This is a genomic window from Maribacter sp. Asnod1-A12 (genome assembly GCF_045063735.1).
Classification (GTDB): domain Bacteria; phylum Bacteroidota; class Bacteroidia; order Flavobacteriales; family Flavobacteriaceae; genus Maribacter.
The window spans coordinates 228,660-243,841 of sequence record NZ_JBEFNZ010000006.1; the positions used below are offsets into that span (position 1 = coordinate 228,660).

The 15,182-nt window shown below is 34.7% G+C and carries 17 protein-coding genes; 6 read left to right on the plus strand and 11 right to left on the minus strand.

Annotated elements, in window-relative coordinates; all coding sequences use genetic code 11:
- The 10 genes from ACJJVP_RS00975 to ACJJVP_RS01020 all read right to left on the minus strand — a co-directional run bounded on the left by ACJJVP_RS00975 (window position 1) and on the right by ACJJVP_RS01020 (window position 9,571).
- Complete coding sequence (locus tag ACJJVP_RS00975; RefSeq protein ID WP_036152805.1) at window positions 1-1,164, minus strand: sigma-54 dependent transcriptional regulator; 1,164 nt, start codon at window positions 1,162-1,164, stop codon at window positions 1-3.
- A gap of 9 nt (window positions 1,165-1,173) precedes the next feature.
- Window positions 1,174-2,055: a DUF6268 family outer membrane beta-barrel protein gene (locus ACJJVP_RS00980; RefSeq protein WP_405410059.1), complete on the minus strand. Its 882-nt coding sequence runs from the start codon at window positions 2,053-2,055 to the stop codon at window positions 1,174-1,176.
- Window positions 2,042-2,977, minus strand: a complete 936-nt coding sequence (locus tag ACJJVP_RS00985; protein WP_405410061.1) for a mechanosensitive ion channel family protein — start codon at window positions 2,975-2,977, stop codon at window positions 2,042-2,044. The genes ACJJVP_RS00980 and ACJJVP_RS00985 overlap by 14 nt, the downstream gene beginning before the upstream one ends.
- Window positions 2,974-4,320, minus strand: a complete 1,347-nt coding sequence (locus ACJJVP_RS00990) for an ABC transporter permease (protein ID WP_405410063.1) — start codon at window positions 4,318-4,320, stop codon at window positions 2,974-2,976. The genes ACJJVP_RS00985 and ACJJVP_RS00990 overlap by 4 nt, the downstream gene beginning before the upstream one ends.
- Window positions 4,313-5,251: an ABC transporter ATP-binding protein gene (locus ACJJVP_RS00995; protein WP_405410065.1), complete on the minus strand. Its 939-nt coding sequence runs from the start codon at window positions 5,249-5,251 to the stop codon at window positions 4,313-4,315. Before ACJJVP_RS00995 ends, ACJJVP_RS00990 begins: the two co-directional genes overlap by 8 nt.
- A 237-nt stretch (window positions 5,252-5,488) precedes the next feature.
- On the minus strand, window positions 5,489-6,610 hold the full coding sequence (gene dnaJ, locus ACJJVP_RS01000) for a molecular chaperone DnaJ (protein WP_405410067.1): 1,122 nt from the start codon (window positions 6,608-6,610) through the stop codon (window positions 5,489-5,491).
- A 9-nt stretch (window positions 6,611-6,619) separates the two neighbouring features.
- Window positions 6,620-7,177, minus strand: coding sequence for a nucleotide exchange factor GrpE (locus ACJJVP_RS01005; RefSeq protein ID WP_405410069.1), 558 nt, complete (start codon window positions 7,175-7,177; stop codon window positions 6,620-6,622).
- A 139-nt stretch (window positions 7,178-7,316) separates the two neighbouring features.
- The gene (locus tag ACJJVP_RS01010; RefSeq protein ID WP_405410070.1) at window positions 7,317-8,279 is read right to left on the minus strand and encodes a TIGR01777 family oxidoreductase; all 963 of its coding nucleotides are present in this window, start codon (window positions 8,277-8,279) and stop codon (window positions 7,317-7,319) included.
- 113 nt (window positions 8,280-8,392) lie between these two features.
- On the minus strand, window positions 8,393-9,055 hold the full coding sequence (gene mnmD / locus ACJJVP_RS01015) for a tRNA (5-methylaminomethyl-2-thiouridine)(34)-methyltransferase MnmD (RefSeq protein ID WP_405410072.1): 663 nt from the start codon (window positions 9,053-9,055) through the stop codon (window positions 8,393-8,395).
- Entirely contained in the window at window positions 9,056-9,571 is a 516-nt protein-coding gene (locus ACJJVP_RS01020) for a DUF4920 domain-containing protein (protein ID WP_405410074.1), read from the minus strand.
- Window positions 9,572-9,643: 72 nt separating this feature from the next.
- Here ACJJVP_RS01020 and ACJJVP_RS01025 point away from each other — a divergent pair, with 72 nt between their 5' ends.
- A complete protein-coding gene (locus ACJJVP_RS01025) occupies window positions 9,644-10,714 on the plus strand; it encodes a branched-chain amino acid aminotransferase (RefSeq protein ID WP_405410076.1) in 1,071 nt (356 codons plus the stop codon).
- Window positions 10,715-10,744: 30 nt separating this feature from the next.
- On the opposite strand, the gene ACJJVP_RS01030 is transcribed toward ACJJVP_RS01025, so the two are convergent.
- Window positions 10,745-11,131 (minus strand): hypothetical protein, encoded by a 387-nt coding sequence (locus tag ACJJVP_RS01030; protein WP_405410078.1) that lies wholly within the window; start codon window positions 11,129-11,131, stop codon window positions 10,745-10,747.
- 351 nt (window positions 11,132-11,482) lie between these two features.
- Between ACJJVP_RS01030 and ACJJVP_RS01035 the strand changes: the two genes are divergently transcribed.
- The 5 genes from ACJJVP_RS01035 to ACJJVP_RS01055 all read left to right on the plus strand — a co-directional run bounded on the left by ACJJVP_RS01035 (window position 11,483) and on the right by ACJJVP_RS01055 (window position 15,111).
- Complete coding sequence (locus tag ACJJVP_RS01035; protein WP_405410079.1) at window positions 11,483-11,662, plus strand: hypothetical protein; 180 nt, start codon at window positions 11,483-11,485, stop codon at window positions 11,660-11,662.
- Between the two features lie 19 nt (window positions 11,663-11,681).
- Complete coding sequence (gene crcB, locus ACJJVP_RS01040; RefSeq protein ID WP_405410080.1) at window positions 11,682-12,053, plus strand: fluoride efflux transporter CrcB; 372 nt, start codon at window positions 11,682-11,684, stop codon at window positions 12,051-12,053.
- Window positions 12,054-12,344: 291 nt separating this feature from the next.
- Window positions 12,345-12,683: a P-II family nitrogen regulator gene (locus ACJJVP_RS01045; protein WP_405410082.1), complete on the plus strand. Its 339-nt coding sequence runs from the start codon at window positions 12,345-12,347 to the stop codon at window positions 12,681-12,683.
- A gap of 33 nt (window positions 12,684-12,716) precedes the next feature.
- Window positions 12,717-13,997 (plus strand): ammonium transporter, encoded by a 1,281-nt coding sequence (locus ACJJVP_RS01050; RefSeq protein WP_405410084.1) that lies wholly within the window; start codon window positions 12,717-12,719, stop codon window positions 13,995-13,997.
- Window positions 13,998-14,094: 97 nt separating this feature from the next.
- On the plus strand, window positions 14,095-15,111 hold the full coding sequence (locus tag ACJJVP_RS01055; protein ID WP_405410085.1) for an outer membrane beta-barrel protein: 1,017 nt from the start codon (window positions 14,095-14,097) through the stop codon (window positions 15,109-15,111).
- Window positions 15,112-15,182 lie beyond the last annotated feature (71 nt).

Below are 15,182 nucleotides of genomic sequence, written 5' to 3' on the forward strand. Positions count from 1 at the left end.
CTACTTACTAGCAAACAATTTAACATCATCTTCTGACACCTCTTGACCACCAAGAATAATCAATCTTTCAACAACGTTTCTAAGTTCACGAATATTCCCTGTCCAGTCATAAGCTTTTAATAGTTTAATAGCTTTTTCTGAAAAAGTTTTACCAGCCATTCCTTGCTCTGCTGCAATTTTTTTAGAAAAATGCTCAATTAGTAATGGGATATCATCTCTTCTATCATTTAAGCTCGGTACCTGAATAAGAATAACGGCAAGTCTGTGGTATAAATCTTCCCTAAAGTTACCTTCTTCAATCTCTTTCTTTAAATCTTTATTCGTAGCTGCAAGTACACGAACATCAACTTTTATATCTTTATCTGTACCAACTCTAGATATTTTACTTTCTTGCAACGCTCTTAATACCTTTGCTTGTGCAGAAAGGCTCATGTCACCTATTTCATCTAAAAATATGGTACCCTTATTGGCGGCTTCAAACTTACCTGCTCTATCTTTAACTGCAGATGTAAAGGCACCTTTTACGTGACCGAACAATTCACTTTCTATTAATTCCGAAGGTATTGCAGCACAGTTTACTTCAATAAAAGACCCTGAACTTCTTGCGCTCTTTTCATGTAGCCAATGTGCTACAAGTTCTTTACCGGTACCATTAGACCCGGTAATCAAAACACGGGCATCTGTAGGTGCCACTTTCTCGATCATATCTTTGATAGTACCTATTTCGCTACTCTCACCGATCATTTCATAATTCTTACTTACCTTTTTCTTCAAGTTCTTGTTCTCTACAACCAAAACTTTTCTATCCAGTGCATTTCTAACGGTAGTAAGCAATCTATTTAAATCTGGTGGCTTAGAGATATAATCAAAAGCACCTAAACGCATTGTATTTACGGCAGTATCTAAATCTCCATGACCGGAAATCATGATAAAAGGTATTTCTGGCTTGATTTTTCTAGCAGCTTCCAATACTTCAACACCATCCATTTTTGGCATTTTTATGTCGCAGAGTACTAAGTCATAGTCATTGTTCTTTATAGTCTCAATACCCTTTAATCCGTCTTCGGCTTCTTCTACGGAGTAGGCATCATTTTCTTCGGATAAAATTTTAACCAATACCCTTCTAATTGCTGCTTCATCTTCTATTACTAATATCTTTGACATAACTGCTTTTTAAATTCCTATTCTTATTCCTGTTCTAAAATATAGACCCGATGCGTCGTTTAAAGTAAAAATATCATCTCTTTCCTCATTACGTAATGCACTATTTTGATAAATAGAACGACCACCTATAAAGTAAACGGACATATCTTTAGTTATTTTGTATTGATAACCTAATGTCAATAATAATGCCGTAGAAGAAACATCTGTAGATAAATTGTTACCCGGCAACAGAATATCGTTTTGGATATTCACATAATACCCATCTAAAAATATTTCCGTCTGAAAGAAATGCCCTTTCTTGGTAAAGTACTTCATACCAGATTTTGGTGCCCCCAAAGTATAGGCCCAGTTTGGGTGAAATCGTTTTTCAAAATATACAAAGGGCAAAGGAACATCAATAGGTGAGGTGCCGTTATATGAAATACCCAAAACCAACATATACGGCTTATCCACATCTTTAATATTCTTATATGCGCCAACTGTATAATTCATATTAAAATCATCGTCTTGTAACTCTTCTACAAAATTAGATGACCATCTTGGAGTTACAACTCCTATTAAACGCCATGTTTCACTAAGCTTATACATATAAGCCAAGTTAATATCAACCACATGAAACTTATTTAAATCACCAGAATTAGGGAACAAATCATCTGGAACTTCAAAATTATATCGATTATACTCAGCACCTAAAACGAGATAATCCTTTTTTTCTCTAACAGCTAAAGGTACATTCAAAACTAATTTTATTCGTGACGTTTCTACTTCACCACTATTCTCTGGCATCAACATATATTCCAATCTAAAAACATCTGGTGTTTGCCCAAAGACCGAATTTAAAAAAACGAAAAACAAGAAAACAAATGGAATTTGCCTTTTAATCTTTACCATTTTCTTCTGAATTAGAAATATTGTTATGCTGAAAAGGACTTTGTTGGTACAAATGAATATCTCGTTGTGGGAAGGGAATGGAAATTTTATGCTTTCTAAATTCTGAATCTATTTTATATCTAACCTCGCTTTTTACTCGTGGATCGGTAAAACTATCTGTAATGTAAAAATTAACCGCAAATACGAGTGCCGAATCACCAAAATCTTCAAAAATCACAAACGGCTTTGGGCTCTTTAAAATAGTTCTTTGCGATTTAACTACATCTAATAATATTTGGGTTACAAGCTCTATATCGCTACCATATGCTACCCCTACTCGAACCAATTCTCTTGTAGTTTTATGATTTTGTGTATAGTTATAAACGATATCACTTATAAATTTATGATTCGGGATAATGATTACCTTGTCATCTCGTGTTATCGCTCTAGTAGTTCTTAATTTAATTTCAAAAACTTTACCAACCTTATTATCTATTTCAATAATATCGCCAACTCTTAGCGACTTATCTACTATTATAAATATACCGCCGATTATATCTTGAAATATCTCTTGTAACGCCAATCCAAGTCCGACAAATAACGCAGCAGATGCGGTAATCAATATGGTAATATTAATACCTGCCGCGCTCATGGTAAAAAGAATAACTATAACATATACCAAATACTTGATAAACTTAAATATGCTAATAAATTTAAGTTTGTCATCAGCCTCCATTTTCCTGGTAAAAAATCTACGTACAGCCTGTAAAATAGTGCTAGTAAGTAAAAATGCTACAGTAAGTAATAATAGAAGACCTATGGTTATGTTAATAGATTTATCACCCTCTCCAAAATGATAGCCTAGGTCTAAAAATTTCTTTATAGTACCCCAAATATCATCTTCTATTATATCTTTTATTTTTTCTGTACTTTCTTGAATCATGACGAGTATTTAAGCCACTTATACAATTCTTTATAGCTTGGTTTCTTACCATACATTAAGATACCCACTCGATAAATTTTTGCGGCTACCCAAACAATACCAATAAAAGTACCTATTAAAATTAAAATTGATGCAACTAATTGCCAAACTGGCACCCCGCCTTCACCGATACCCCATGGCAATCGCATTAACATTACTATTGGCGATGTTAAAGGAAAAAGTGAAAATGCAACCGCTATAGGACCATTTGGGTTACTAAACACCGAAAAGAACCCTACATAAATAGCCAACATTAACGGTAATATTACCGGAAATATAAATTGCTGCGTGTCTGTTTCATTATCTACCGCAGCCCCGATAGCTGCGTAAATCGAACTATAAATTAAATACCCCAACATAAAATACACAATAAAAAAGAAAAGCATTGCAAAAATGGGTAACTCAAAAATCTCTTGGGTGTACAATTGAACGTTTTGGGTAAGGGCATCTACATCAACATTGGTAGTATTCGTAATACCTGGCGTCATACCACCACCTTTTGTAAGACTTGCGGGATCAATATCAAAAATAGCCAACCCAATGAATAATAGAATGGCACCAGAAATAATCCAAATTCCAAATTGTGTAATCCCCGCAAGAGATGTTCCAATAATCTTGCCCATCATTAAATGAAAAGGTTTTACAGATGAGATAATGACCTCAATAATTCGACTTGTTTTCTCTTCGATAACGCTACGCATTACAAAACCTCCATAAATAATAATGAACATCATAATTAAGTAGCCGAATGCACCACCAATTATTGCTTTGATTTCATTGATTCCTTTTACATTCTGCAGTCCATCAAAAGTTTCGATGTTAATATTATAACTACGGTCCATTTCTGCGTATTCCTTGGGCGACAGCCCTAATTCCCGTAACCGTTCTTGACGTAGCCTACTGGTTATAGAATTCTCCATCTTATCAAGAACCGTAGCACTTGGCGCATCTTTACTATAAAAAAAGGCACGTTGAGCAACTTGCTCTACATTAGATTCGTTCGGCAGGTAAATAAGACCGTAAAAACCCAAGCCCATTGTTGAATCTTTTGCCTTTGCCAATGTTATATCTTTAAAATTGATATATGAAGTAGCTTCTGAAGTAACAAATTCATTTGCGAAAAAACTACTTTCATTCAAGACACCGATAACCTTTTTCTCGGTATCGTTTAATTGCGTAAGATATGCTATCAACAATATCATACCTACCATCAAAATAGGACTCAAAAAGGTCATAACCACAAATGACTTATTACGCACCTTGGCTATATATTCTCTTTTAATTATTAGTGGTAATTTATTCATGGTCAATATTCTTATTTTGAATGGTCTTAATAAAAATATCATTTGCAGACGGTATGGTCTCAATAAATCCGTTTACGTTTGCCCTTGAACCTAGAAAAGATAAAATTTCACCTGATTGGTTTGAGGGGAGTTGTATTCTAAGATTTAACTGATTATCCAAACTATCGTAATCTTGCGTAACAATCTGAAATTTATCTTTCATTTCAAGTAGTAATGCCTCTTGATTATTAGTTTCTACACCAATCTCAAATATATTATTCTTATAAGCTTTTTTGATATCAGATAATTTACCATCCAAAATTTTCTCAGACTTATGAATCAATGCAATATACTCGCATAATTCTTCAACCGATTCCATTCTATGCGTTGAGAAAATGATAGAAGTACCTTTTTCTTTTAAACTCAAAATCTGCTCTTTAATGATATTGGCATTAATTGGATCAAAACCACTAAATGGTTCATCAAAAATCAACAACTTTGGCTCGTGAAGTACGGTTACCACAAATTGTATTTTTTGTGCCATACCCTTAGAAAGTTCTTGTATTTTTTTATTCCACCAATCCCCAATTTCCAATCTTTCGAACCAATACTTTAATCTTTTTTTTGCATCGTTCTTTGATAAACCTTTGAGCTGTGCCAAATATAGGGCTTGCTCACCGACCTTCATACTTTTATAAAGTCCTCGTTCTTCGGGCAAATAACCAATCTGAGCAATATGCTCTGGCTTTAGTAAGTCACCGTCAAAATAGACTGAACCTTGATCAGGAAAAGTGATTTGATTTATAATACGTATCAACGTTGTTTTACCCGCCCCATTCGGACCAAGCAAACCGTAAATACTATTTTTAGGAATTTCAAGGGAAACGTTCTTTAATGCCGTATGGCTCCCATACTGTTTGGTGACATCATTGGCAACCAAAATGTGACTCATGTACTCAATTTCTACAAAGATATTGAATTGTTTTGACTAGCTACATTGTTTATGATTCCTTTATAAAACACCAAAAATTAGACATAAATAAGAAAATACATATTACCCTAAAAAGCAAAACCCACCCTTGATGACTCAAGGATGGGAAAAAAATTGCTATGAAAAAGAAAATTAATATTGGTTACCCAATATTATCTCAAATATACGTTTTTTATTTAAAAACTAATTATTTAGAACTTATGAGAACATATCTTTAACTTTTTCAAAAAATGACTTATCAGATTTCTCTGGTTTAGGCTCAAAATTGTCATTGCCTTGCATTTTCTCGAAGAACTCTCTCTGTTCTTTATTTAGCTCTTTTGGTGTCCAAACATTAACATGTACCAATATATCACCAGCACCATATCCATTTAAACTTGTAATACCTTTTCCTCTAAGTCTAAGTATTTTTCCAGATTGAATACCCGCCTCTAACTTAATACGAACTTTACCGCCAACGGCATCAATTTCTTTTGATGTACCTAAAACGGCTTCAGAAATACTTATATAAAGATCATAATGAAGGTTATCACCTTCTCTTTTTAAAGTACTGTGTTCTTGGGTTTCTATGGCAACCAATAAATCTCCTGGCACCCCATTTCCTGGAGCATCATTACCTTTATTCGGCACTTTCAATTGCATGCCTTCTTCTACACCTGCAGGTATATTAATAGACACGGTTTCATCAGCAACTTTAAGTCCTTGGGCATCTGCATCGCCAGGCTTACCATCTAAAATTTGACCACTACCACCACAAGTACTACATACAGCAGCTGTTTGCATTCTACCAAGTATCGTGTTCTGAATTTTTGTCACTTGACCTCTACCGTTACAAGTAGAACAAGTTTTATAGGTAACCCCTTCTGCTTGAACTTTTCGTTTTACCTTAACTTTTTTCTCTACACCATTTGCAATCTCTTCTAAGGTCAATGAAACCCTAATTCGCAGATTACTTCCTTTTACTCTTCGTTGACCACCGCCACCGCCGAAGCCACCAAAGCCACCGCCAAAGCCGCCACCGCCGAAAATATCACCAAATTGGCTGAAGATATCATCCATATTCATACCGCCGCCGCCAAAACCGCCGCCACCGCCGCCCTCAAAGGCAGAATGACCAAACTGATCGTAACGAGCTTTCTTATCGGCGTCACTTAATATTTCATAAGCTTCAGCAGATTTCTTGAATTTCTCTTCGGCAGAACTATCTCCCGGATTTTTATCTGGGTGATATTGCAATGCCTTTTTACGGTATGCTTTCTTTATTTCTGCAGCAGTTGCATTCTTACTGATGCCTAATACTTCATAATAATCTTCCTTCATTCCAATCTTTTAATTTCCTACTACTACTTTTGGATGCCTAATAATACGGTCGCCCAACTTAAATCCTTTTTCGATGACATCGATAATTTTACCTTTCATCTTTTTGTCAGGAGCCGGTATTTGAGTAATTGCTTCATGTATTTCTGCATCGAATACATCACCTGCATTTGCCTCAACCATTTCTAAACCTTTGCCTTTAAGTGTCTCTCTAAGCTTAACGTTAATTAGCTCTACACCTTTAAAAGCTTCTTTATCATCTGACTTCGCCAATTCTTTCATTGCTCTGTCAAAATCATCCAATACAGGCAATAATGAAACTATTACTTCTTGTCCTGCAGTTTTGAACAAATCCATACGTTCTTTAGAAGTACGTCTTTTATAATTCTCAAATTCTGCAAATAATCTCAAAAACTTATCTTTCTCTTTCGCCAGTTCCTCATTAAGTGTCTCTTCTACAGACTTTACTTCCTCATCCTCTTCATTCTCCAGCTTTTGTTCTTGCTCTTCGCCATCTAATAGCGCATCATCCAAGAATTCTTCATCCAAAGTGTTTTCTTTATCACTCATAACTTATTGTAATTTAATTCGCTGATTAAAAGCAGGCAAAAGTACTGCCAAATCTTTAAAAATGTCAAAATGTCACAAAAGATTAAAAAAAAATCCGCCATAAAGCGGATTTAAATTTTACTGACAAATGTATAGGTCTCTATGAAACAAACTGTTTTGTAACATTATTGTTAGGTTCAACACATACTGTATTTGAATTATAAATTGCACCAAGAGCTTGACAAATATTAGCATATTGAAATATAAAACCTTCTTCTTCTATCTTCTTACTACTAACACGTTGACTGGCAAATAAGATATACGCCATTTTGCCAAGTACCGTGTACATTACAAATTTTGGAATATTTGGCAAAATCAACGGTTGATCTAAAGCCTTGGCAATCTCTTTTACCAGCTTGAGATTAGTTACGGGGTTTGGCGCAACACCATTATAAGTACCTTTTAATCTATACTTGGTTATATGTAAAAATATACCAGCTAAATCAGATATATGAATCCATGATTGCCACTGCTCACCAGAACCAAAAGCAGCGCCTACATAATATTTAACCGGTTTTGCCATTTCTGGTAACGCACCACCATCTCTTGACATAACTAACCCGATACGCACTTTAGCAACCGATAATCCTATTGTTTTAAACTCATTGATTTTCTTTTCCCAAACACTAACTACCTCTCCCAAAAAGCTATCATCAACCTTTTCTTCATTCTCGGTATAGTAATTACTTAAGGAATCTGGATAAATACCTATAGCCGAGGCAGAAACCAGAGAAGTTACCGTATGATTTTCATTTTCTTGCAGCGTTTTCTTTAGAAGCTCTAAAGTATTAACTCTACTATTGATTATCTCTTTTTTATAGCTGCTTGTCCATCTTTTAGATATGCTCGAACCAGCTAAATTTATAATGACCGAAACACCATCTAGGCATTTTGCATCTATTTCCCCATTAGTAGGGTTCCAAAAATAACCTTGATAGTTATCTTTTGAAACAATTTTATTTTTTCGCGTAGTAAGGTAGTTAACGGTATAACCTATATCATGGCATTGAGATACTAACTCGCTACCTACTAAACCTGTCGCACCTGTTATCAATACTTTCATGGACTAAAGGTATTATTTTTGATACATCTAGATACACTATTTAATTTCGATTTAACATTGTTGCCATAGCTATTGATGTACAACGTGTTAAAGATTTATTAATACCCCAAAAATTATTGTTTTTTTGCTCGTAACATTTCTCTTTTACCTGGAGGACCTGGCAATCTTTCAACAAGAAAACCGACCTCTAACATAGCACGCCTAACACTACCTTTTGCAGCATAAGTAACTAATGTACCACCACTTTTCATAGCATTGAACATAATTTGAAAAATTTCTACCGTCCATAATTCCGGTTGCACACGGGCACCAAAAGCATCGAAATAAACGAGATCATAAGTATTAATATCTTTTATTTCCTTAAAAAGCTTCTGTTGCTTAGTTAGTTTGAAGTTCGAAGTAATTTTTAACTCTTGCCCCCATGAAGAAGCGTGCATTAAATCAAAATCATCTTTTCTTGAAATAGCATTTAATTCCTCTAAGTAATTTAGCTGATCAAGTTCTTTTGACGATACAGGGTAAGCCTCCACACCAGTATATTTAATTTGAAGATTTCGCTTTTGATATTCGATTAAGGTTATGAAAGCATTTAAACCGGTACCAAAACCTATTTCAAGAATGTTCAATTCTTGATCTTTGAACAAATCCAATCCAGATTTTATGAACACGTGGTAAGCTTCTTGTATGGCGCCATGCTTAGAATGGTACTGCTCTTGCCAGTCCATAATTTGGATGGTTTTAGAACCATCTCCTGTAGTAATAATTTCTCTTTTCAATTAATTAGGAACTATTACTCCCGTTGCCTCAAAACTATAGGTTCTTTTAGGAGCTGTTATTTTTGCAATTTCTTCTGAAGTTTTACCACCATCTTTGGCGTAATGCCTTTGATCATCAACACTCATTTCCTCTACAAATGCCAAGCCGTTCAAAACAACTTCTTTTTCAAGAATATCTGCCGGCATAAAAAATCCATAATCTTTAAATCTTACCATTGCTTGCTCACCTTCTGGCAATTCAACAATCATCCAACAACCTTTTACCTTACAAACTTCTTTTACTTTAGTCTTGAATTGAATATTCAAAGAATCTGCTACTGGTAGTGAAGCAAATTGTGCCATTACTTCATTTTTGTCACTCAATGAAGTGATTTTAAACTCTTCGCCGTAAAACTCTGATGCATTTTTTTCAGCATCTTGCTGGGCATGGCATGTAAAAAACCCAAACAAAAAGACAAGTAATATGTTAAATCCTTTCATAAATCCTAAAAATGTTGATATACCTGCAAAACTCATCAATTTAAAAGTAAAAAAGAAGTGCTAGTAGGGATATTTGTTTAATTTTAATCAACTAAAGTTACGTATTTCATGAGTATTGCAACGAAAGATATCATAGTAGAAAAGGTAAAAACTTCAAAAATTGACCAAGTAGATTTTGACAATCTTGCTTTTGGCTCAGTATTCACAGACCATATGTTAGTCTGTACTTATAAAAATGGTGCGTGGGAAACTCCTAAAATAACACCATACCAACCAATTACACTAGACCCTTCTTCAAAGATTTTTCATTACGGACAATCTATTTTTGAAGGTATGAAAGCATATAAGGACAAAAATGATGATATCTACTTATTTAGACCATTAGATAATCATAAACGTTTTAATATATCTGCAGAAAGAATGTGTATACCTCAAATTCCTGAAGATTACTTTATGAAAGGGTTGACCACACTTCTAAATCTAGATAAAGATTTTATACCTACTAAAGACGGTAGTTCTTTATATATACGACCTTTTATGTTTGCCTCTGGTAACGGTTTTCATGCATCGCCAGCCAACGAATATAAGTTCATCATTGCTTGCGCACCTTCTGGAGCTTATTTTTCTGGCAAGGTAAAAGTACTTATAGAGGAAAAATATTCTAGATCAGCAAACGGCGGCGTAGGTTATGCTAAAGCTGGTGGTAACTATGCAGGTCAGTTCTACCCAACGCAACTTGCTGTTGAAAAAGGATATAACCAAGTAATCTGGACAGATGACACCAACCATGAATTTATTGAAGAAGCTGGTGCAATGAATATATTCATTAGAATAAACGATACCTTATTAACAGGACCTACCAGTGATCGTATACTTGATGGTATTACCAGAAAAAGTATTTTAAACATTGCTAAAGATCAAGGCATTAAGACGGAGGTTAGAAAGATAACGGTAAAAGAAGTTGTTGAAGCCGCAAAAGACGGGTCATTAAAAGAAATGTTCGGTGCCGGTACTGCAGCGGTTATTTCACCCATTGCAGGTTTTGGTTACCGAGATACCGATTATGATTTACCAGAATTGGAGAATAGTTTTGGTCAACAATTAAAGAAAATCATAACAGATATACAATACAACAAATCTGAAGATAAATTCGGATGGCGCTATAAAGTCAAATCATAACAATAAAAAAAGGGGCGAATCGCCCCCTTTTTATTTATTCAAAATCACTTCAATATTAGGCTTAGAATAATTAGGTCCCTTAAGCACTTTTCCATCTTCACGGTAAATAGGTTTGCCATCTTCACCTAGCTTACTCATATTACTTCTTTGTATTTCATTGAATACTTCTTCAATCTTATACTGCATACCGTGTTCCAAAATAGTACCACACAATATGTATAACATATCACCCAATGCATCAGCAACTTCAACAAGGTCGTTATTCTGAGCCGCTTCTAAATATTCATTATTTTCTTCGTCCATTAAATTAAAACGCAAAGTGTTCTTTGCTTCTCCTAAGTCTGCAATCATATCTTCTGAAACACCCAGACCAAAAGAATTATGAAATTCTTCTACTGCTTTGATTTTATTTTTCATCTTTATTATACTGTTTTCCGTTAGCTTTGCGTAAAAATATAAAATATGTTTAGCACTGGACAAATCATTTTTGCAATCGCTTTTGCAGTGGTTTTCGCCATCATAATTGTGATTTCTTATAGAAAAGACCTTGAGTTACACAAAAAAAACTTCAAAGGCGTAAAATGGATAGGTATTTTCTTTACATTATTCATAATTCTACTGCTATTCATAAAGTTTTTCCTAAAAGAATAGTTAATTTTTTTCCTACACCACAAAAATTAACGTTTTCACAACAAAACACCGAATATCGACGTTATATATACCAAATACCGTAATTTTGCGTTATTCATCTATAAGATGTAATAAATTATGATGACATTTCTTACAATTTTTTTAGTATTAGTAGGTATTAACATTGCGTTGGTAGCAGTTAGTCTGATCAGTGTTTCTCAAAAAGCGAAAACAACAGCTCAAAAACCAACTAAACAACCAACATCTGTAATCTATCCTTTAGATTTACTTACTACAAGCTACAAGAAAGCAGTTTAGTTTTTTACCTTTATAAGGTATGAAACAATTTTTACTGGTTTTTTTAGGTGGAGGTTTTGGTAGTATATTAAGATACTATATATCTAAAAATCTAAACGCCTACTATTCAAATTTTTACTTAGGCACCTTTTTGGTCAACATTATCGGTTGTCTACTAATAGGTATTCTTATAGGTCTTTCTCTTAAGAACAACTACATTTCAGAAAATCAAACTTTATTATTGGCTACCGGTTTTTGCGGGGGCTTTACTACTTTTTCTACATTTGCTTTAGAAAGCAACATTTTATTCAGAGAATCTTCATTACTTCAAACAGCGCTTTATATGGGCTTAAGTGTAGCAGTTGGTATACTAGCTATATCATTTGGACTGTGGATTTGCAAAATGTTATAGAAATAACATTAGCTTACCACTATTTTATTTTTATGCATTTTTTTAAGTATTTGCTATTTTATTAAACAATCGTTAGAAAATAAGCTGTTTTTCTAACAATCATTCTATGATTGGCAGCAAATCACTTTTTTCAATTCTAAGTATCTTCAATATTATATCTCAAAATTAGCAATACCCTAAAATTTTAGGGGTATATATTATCATACTGATAAAAATTCGCATTGACACCCTAATATTTTTAGGGTGAGAACCTTTTTAACATATATTTGGCAATATCAAAAACTTATTCAAATGAAAAAAATCGAGGCAATTATTAGAAAATCCAAGTTTGACGATGTCAAAGAGGCATTACATCAAATTGAGGTTAACTTCTTTAGTTACTGGGACGTAACTGGAGTAGGAAATGAAAAACAAGGTCACGTATATCGTGGTATTTCATATAGTACTACAGATATTCAACGTAGATATTTATCTATTGTAGTATCTGATGACTTTCTTGACAAAACAGTGAATTCAATTCTTGAGGCTGCTTATTCTGGTAATGTCGGCGATGGTAAAATATTTGTTTCTGAAGTTCAGGAAGCTTATAGAATTAGAACTAAGGAAAAAGGCTTGGCAGGAATTAACTAAACTTAATAATAAACCACTCAAAAAATTACAAATATGAATGAAGTAACACAAGAATCGATGGATAAGGCTTTGGAAGCCATAAATGGCGACATGGGTGCACTATGGATTGTACTCGCCGGTATTTTAGTCTTCTTTATGCAAGCAGGTTTTACTTTGGTAGAAGTTGGTTTTACCAGAAGTAAAAACACCGGTAACATTATCATGAAAAACATAATGGACCTTGCAATTGGTTCCCTTTTGTTTTGGGCAGTAGGATATGGTATAATGTACGGAAGTGATTTGGTACTTGGAGGATTTTTTAGATCAAGCCCAACAGAGCAAGGATATTTCTTCTTTAGCGCAACAGATTGGTACAATTTATTCTTTCAAACTGTATTCTGTGCTACCGCAGCAACTATTGTATCTGGAGCCGTGGCAGAAAGAACTAAATTCTCTACTTATTTAATACTTTCAGCTATTTTAACAACTCTAATCTACCCAATTTCAGGAAGTTGGTACTGGCCTTTTGATGATGACGCATGGTTAAATACAGCAGGTTTTGTTGATTTTGCAGGATCTTCAGTAGTACACGCAGTAGGTGGTGGTGCTGCCTTAGTAGCCGCTATCATGGTAGGGCCTAGAATTGGTAAATATGTTGACGGAGAAGTAAAAGCTATTCCTGGTCACAATATGATGTTAGGATCATTAGGTGTATTTATTTTATGGTTAGGTTGGTTTGGTTTCAACGGTGGATCTCAATTAGCTTGGGGTGGCGATGATACTATAGCTGCAGGTAGCGTAATTATTAACACAAATTTATCTGCCGCAATTGGTGCTATTGCAGCACTTTTCTTGACTTGGTTAAGATATGGAAAACCAGATCTTTCAATGACTTTAAACGGCGCGCTTGCTGGCTTAGTTGGTATAACCGCTGGTTGTGGAGCTGTAAACGCATGGGGAGCAATTGCCATTGGTCTAGTTTGTGGTTTGGCAGTAGTATTATCTATTGAAATGATAGATAAAAAATTCAAAATAGATGATCCAGTAGGAGCAATTTCTGTACATGGTACATGTGGTTTCATTGGTACTGTTCTAGTAGGCGTATTCGCTTTAGACGGCGGTCTTTTATATGGTGGCGGAGCTAGTCTTCTTTGGGTTCAAACTTATGGATCTCTTGCCTATATTCTTTGGGCGGCATTTGGAACATTCGTTGTCTTATTCATCTTAAAGAAAACAATAGGGCTACGTGTTTCTAAACAAGACGAAATCGAAGGATTGGATCTTACAGAGCATGGATTAGAAGCTTACCCTGAACACATCTCAAACGATAAATAAAAAAATACGGAGCGTTTTGCAGAACGCTCCGTTACATAACCTTATCAATAAATCACTCAAAATTAATTCATCCCAAAAGGGATAAAAATCAAAATTTATGAAAACGATTATCAATACAAAATACGTAAAAAATATTTTTGCAACAGGTCTTATGCTTTTTGCAGCTGCTGGCGTAGTAGCTCAAGAAGAGGAAGAAGAGAAAAAAATAAGCATTAGCGGTTCGGTAGATGCTTACTATCAAACAAACTTGAGTGCTTCAGACGCGACTCCACAATCTTTTGGCAGCTCATTCGCAAATGAATTAGGTTTTGCTTTAGGTATGGCAAATATAGTTGCCGCTTACGAAGGAGAAAAAACTGGTGTAGTTGCAGATGTGGTTTTTGGACCAAGAGGAGATGAAGCTGTTGGCGGTTATAACCTAAACCAACTTTATGCATACTGGAATGTATCTGAAGGTACTACATTAACAATGGGTAGATTTAATACTTATTTAGGATATGAAGTAATTTCGCCTGTAGGTAACTTTAACTACAGCACGTCTTACTTATTTTCTAACGGACCTTTTTCTCACGTTGGCTTAAAAGCTGATTTTGCACTTTCTGATGATTTTAGCTTAATGCTAGCTATAATGAACGTAACTGATACGAACAATAACTTAACTGGAGCTTACTCTGCAGGTGCTCAATTAGGGTATTCAGGTCAGTACCTTAACTTCTACTACGATGGTGGTGAAGCTTTAGGTTTCGAAATTGACTACACAGGTGGCTTTGATCTTTCTGAAGATTTTTTCCTAGGAATAAATGCAGCATATGCCGATAACGACGGAGCAGGATTTTCAGGTGCAGCTCTTTACCCTCAATACGCAACTTCAGATGACTTTTCAATCGGTTTAAGAGGTGAATATTTCGCTATCGATTTAGATGACCCTGCAATTGACAACCCAAGTGTATTGGGATTAACGTTAACAGGAAGTTACTCAGTAGATAACTTAACAATTAAGCCTGAGATCAGATTAGATTCTTGGGGTAGTGATGTTGAGCCTTACTTTGATGCAGACGGAGCAGCGTCTAAAAGCTTATCTTCTTTCTTAGTTGCAGCTGTTTACTCTTTCTAAGTAGTTGATAAAATTAATGGTTGATTTTATAGTTTAAGTTTTAAAACCTCGGCAATACCTGCCGAGGTTTT

Bases quoted from the DNA above. Each gene is read 5' to 3' on its own strand.
- ACJJVP_RS01030 (WP_405410078.1), bottom strand. From the start codon at position 11,131: ATGAAAAATAAAATCAAAGCAGTAGAAGAATTTCATAATTCTTTTGGT.
- ACJJVP_RS01045 (WP_405410082.1), top strand. From the start codon at position 12,345: ATGAAAAAAATCGAGGCAATTATTAGAAAATCCAAGTTTGACGATGTC.
- ACJJVP_RS01010 (WP_405410070.1), bottom strand. From the start codon at position 8,279: ATGAAAGTATTGATAACAGGTGCGACAGGTTTAGTAGGTAGCGAGTTA.
- ACJJVP_RS00980 (WP_405410059.1), bottom strand. From the start codon at position 2,055: ATGGTAAAGATTAAAAGGCAAATTCCATTTGTTTTCTTGTTTTTCGTT.
- ACJJVP_RS01025 (WP_405410076.1), top strand. From the start codon at position 9,644: ATGAGTATTGCAACGAAAGATATCATAGTAGAAAAGGTAAAAACTTCA.
- ACJJVP_RS00995 (WP_405410065.1), bottom strand. From the start codon at position 5,251: ATGAGTCACATTTTGGTTGCCAATGATGTCACCAAACAGTATGGGAGC.
- ACJJVP_RS00975 (WP_036152805.1), bottom strand. From the start codon at position 1,164: ATGTCAAAGATATTAGTAATAGAAGATGAAGCAGCAATTAGAAGGGTA.
- ACJJVP_RS01055 (WP_405410085.1), top strand. From the start codon at position 14,095: ATGAAAACGATTATCAATACAAAATACGTAAAAAATATTTTTGCAACA.
- dnaJ (WP_405410067.1), bottom strand. From the start codon at position 6,610: ATGAAGGAAGATTATTATGAAGTATTAGGCATCAGTAAGAATGCAACT.
- ACJJVP_RS00985 (WP_405410061.1), bottom strand. From the start codon at position 2,977: ATGATTCAAGAAAGTACAGAAAAAATAAAAGATATAATAGAAGATGAT.
- ACJJVP_RS01005 (WP_405410069.1), bottom strand. From the start codon at position 7,177: ATGAGTGATAAAGAAAACACTTTGGATGAAGAATTCTTGGATGATGCG.
- crcB (WP_405410080.1), top strand. From the start codon at position 11,682: ATGAAACAATTTTTACTGGTTTTTTTAGGTGGAGGTTTTGGTAGTATA.
- ACJJVP_RS01020 (WP_405410074.1), bottom strand. From the start codon at position 9,571: ATGAGTTTTGCAGGTATATCAACATTTTTAGGATTTATGAAAGGATTT.
- ACJJVP_RS01035 (WP_405410079.1), top strand. From the start codon at position 11,483: ATGATGACATTTCTTACAATTTTTTTAGTATTAGTAGGTATTAACATT.
- ACJJVP_RS00990 (WP_405410063.1), bottom strand. From the start codon at position 4,320: ATGAATAAATTACCACTAATAATTAAAAGAGAATATATAGCCAAGGTG.
- ACJJVP_RS01050 (WP_405410084.1), top strand. From the start codon at position 12,717: ATGAATGAAGTAACACAAGAATCGATGGATAAGGCTTTGGAAGCCATA.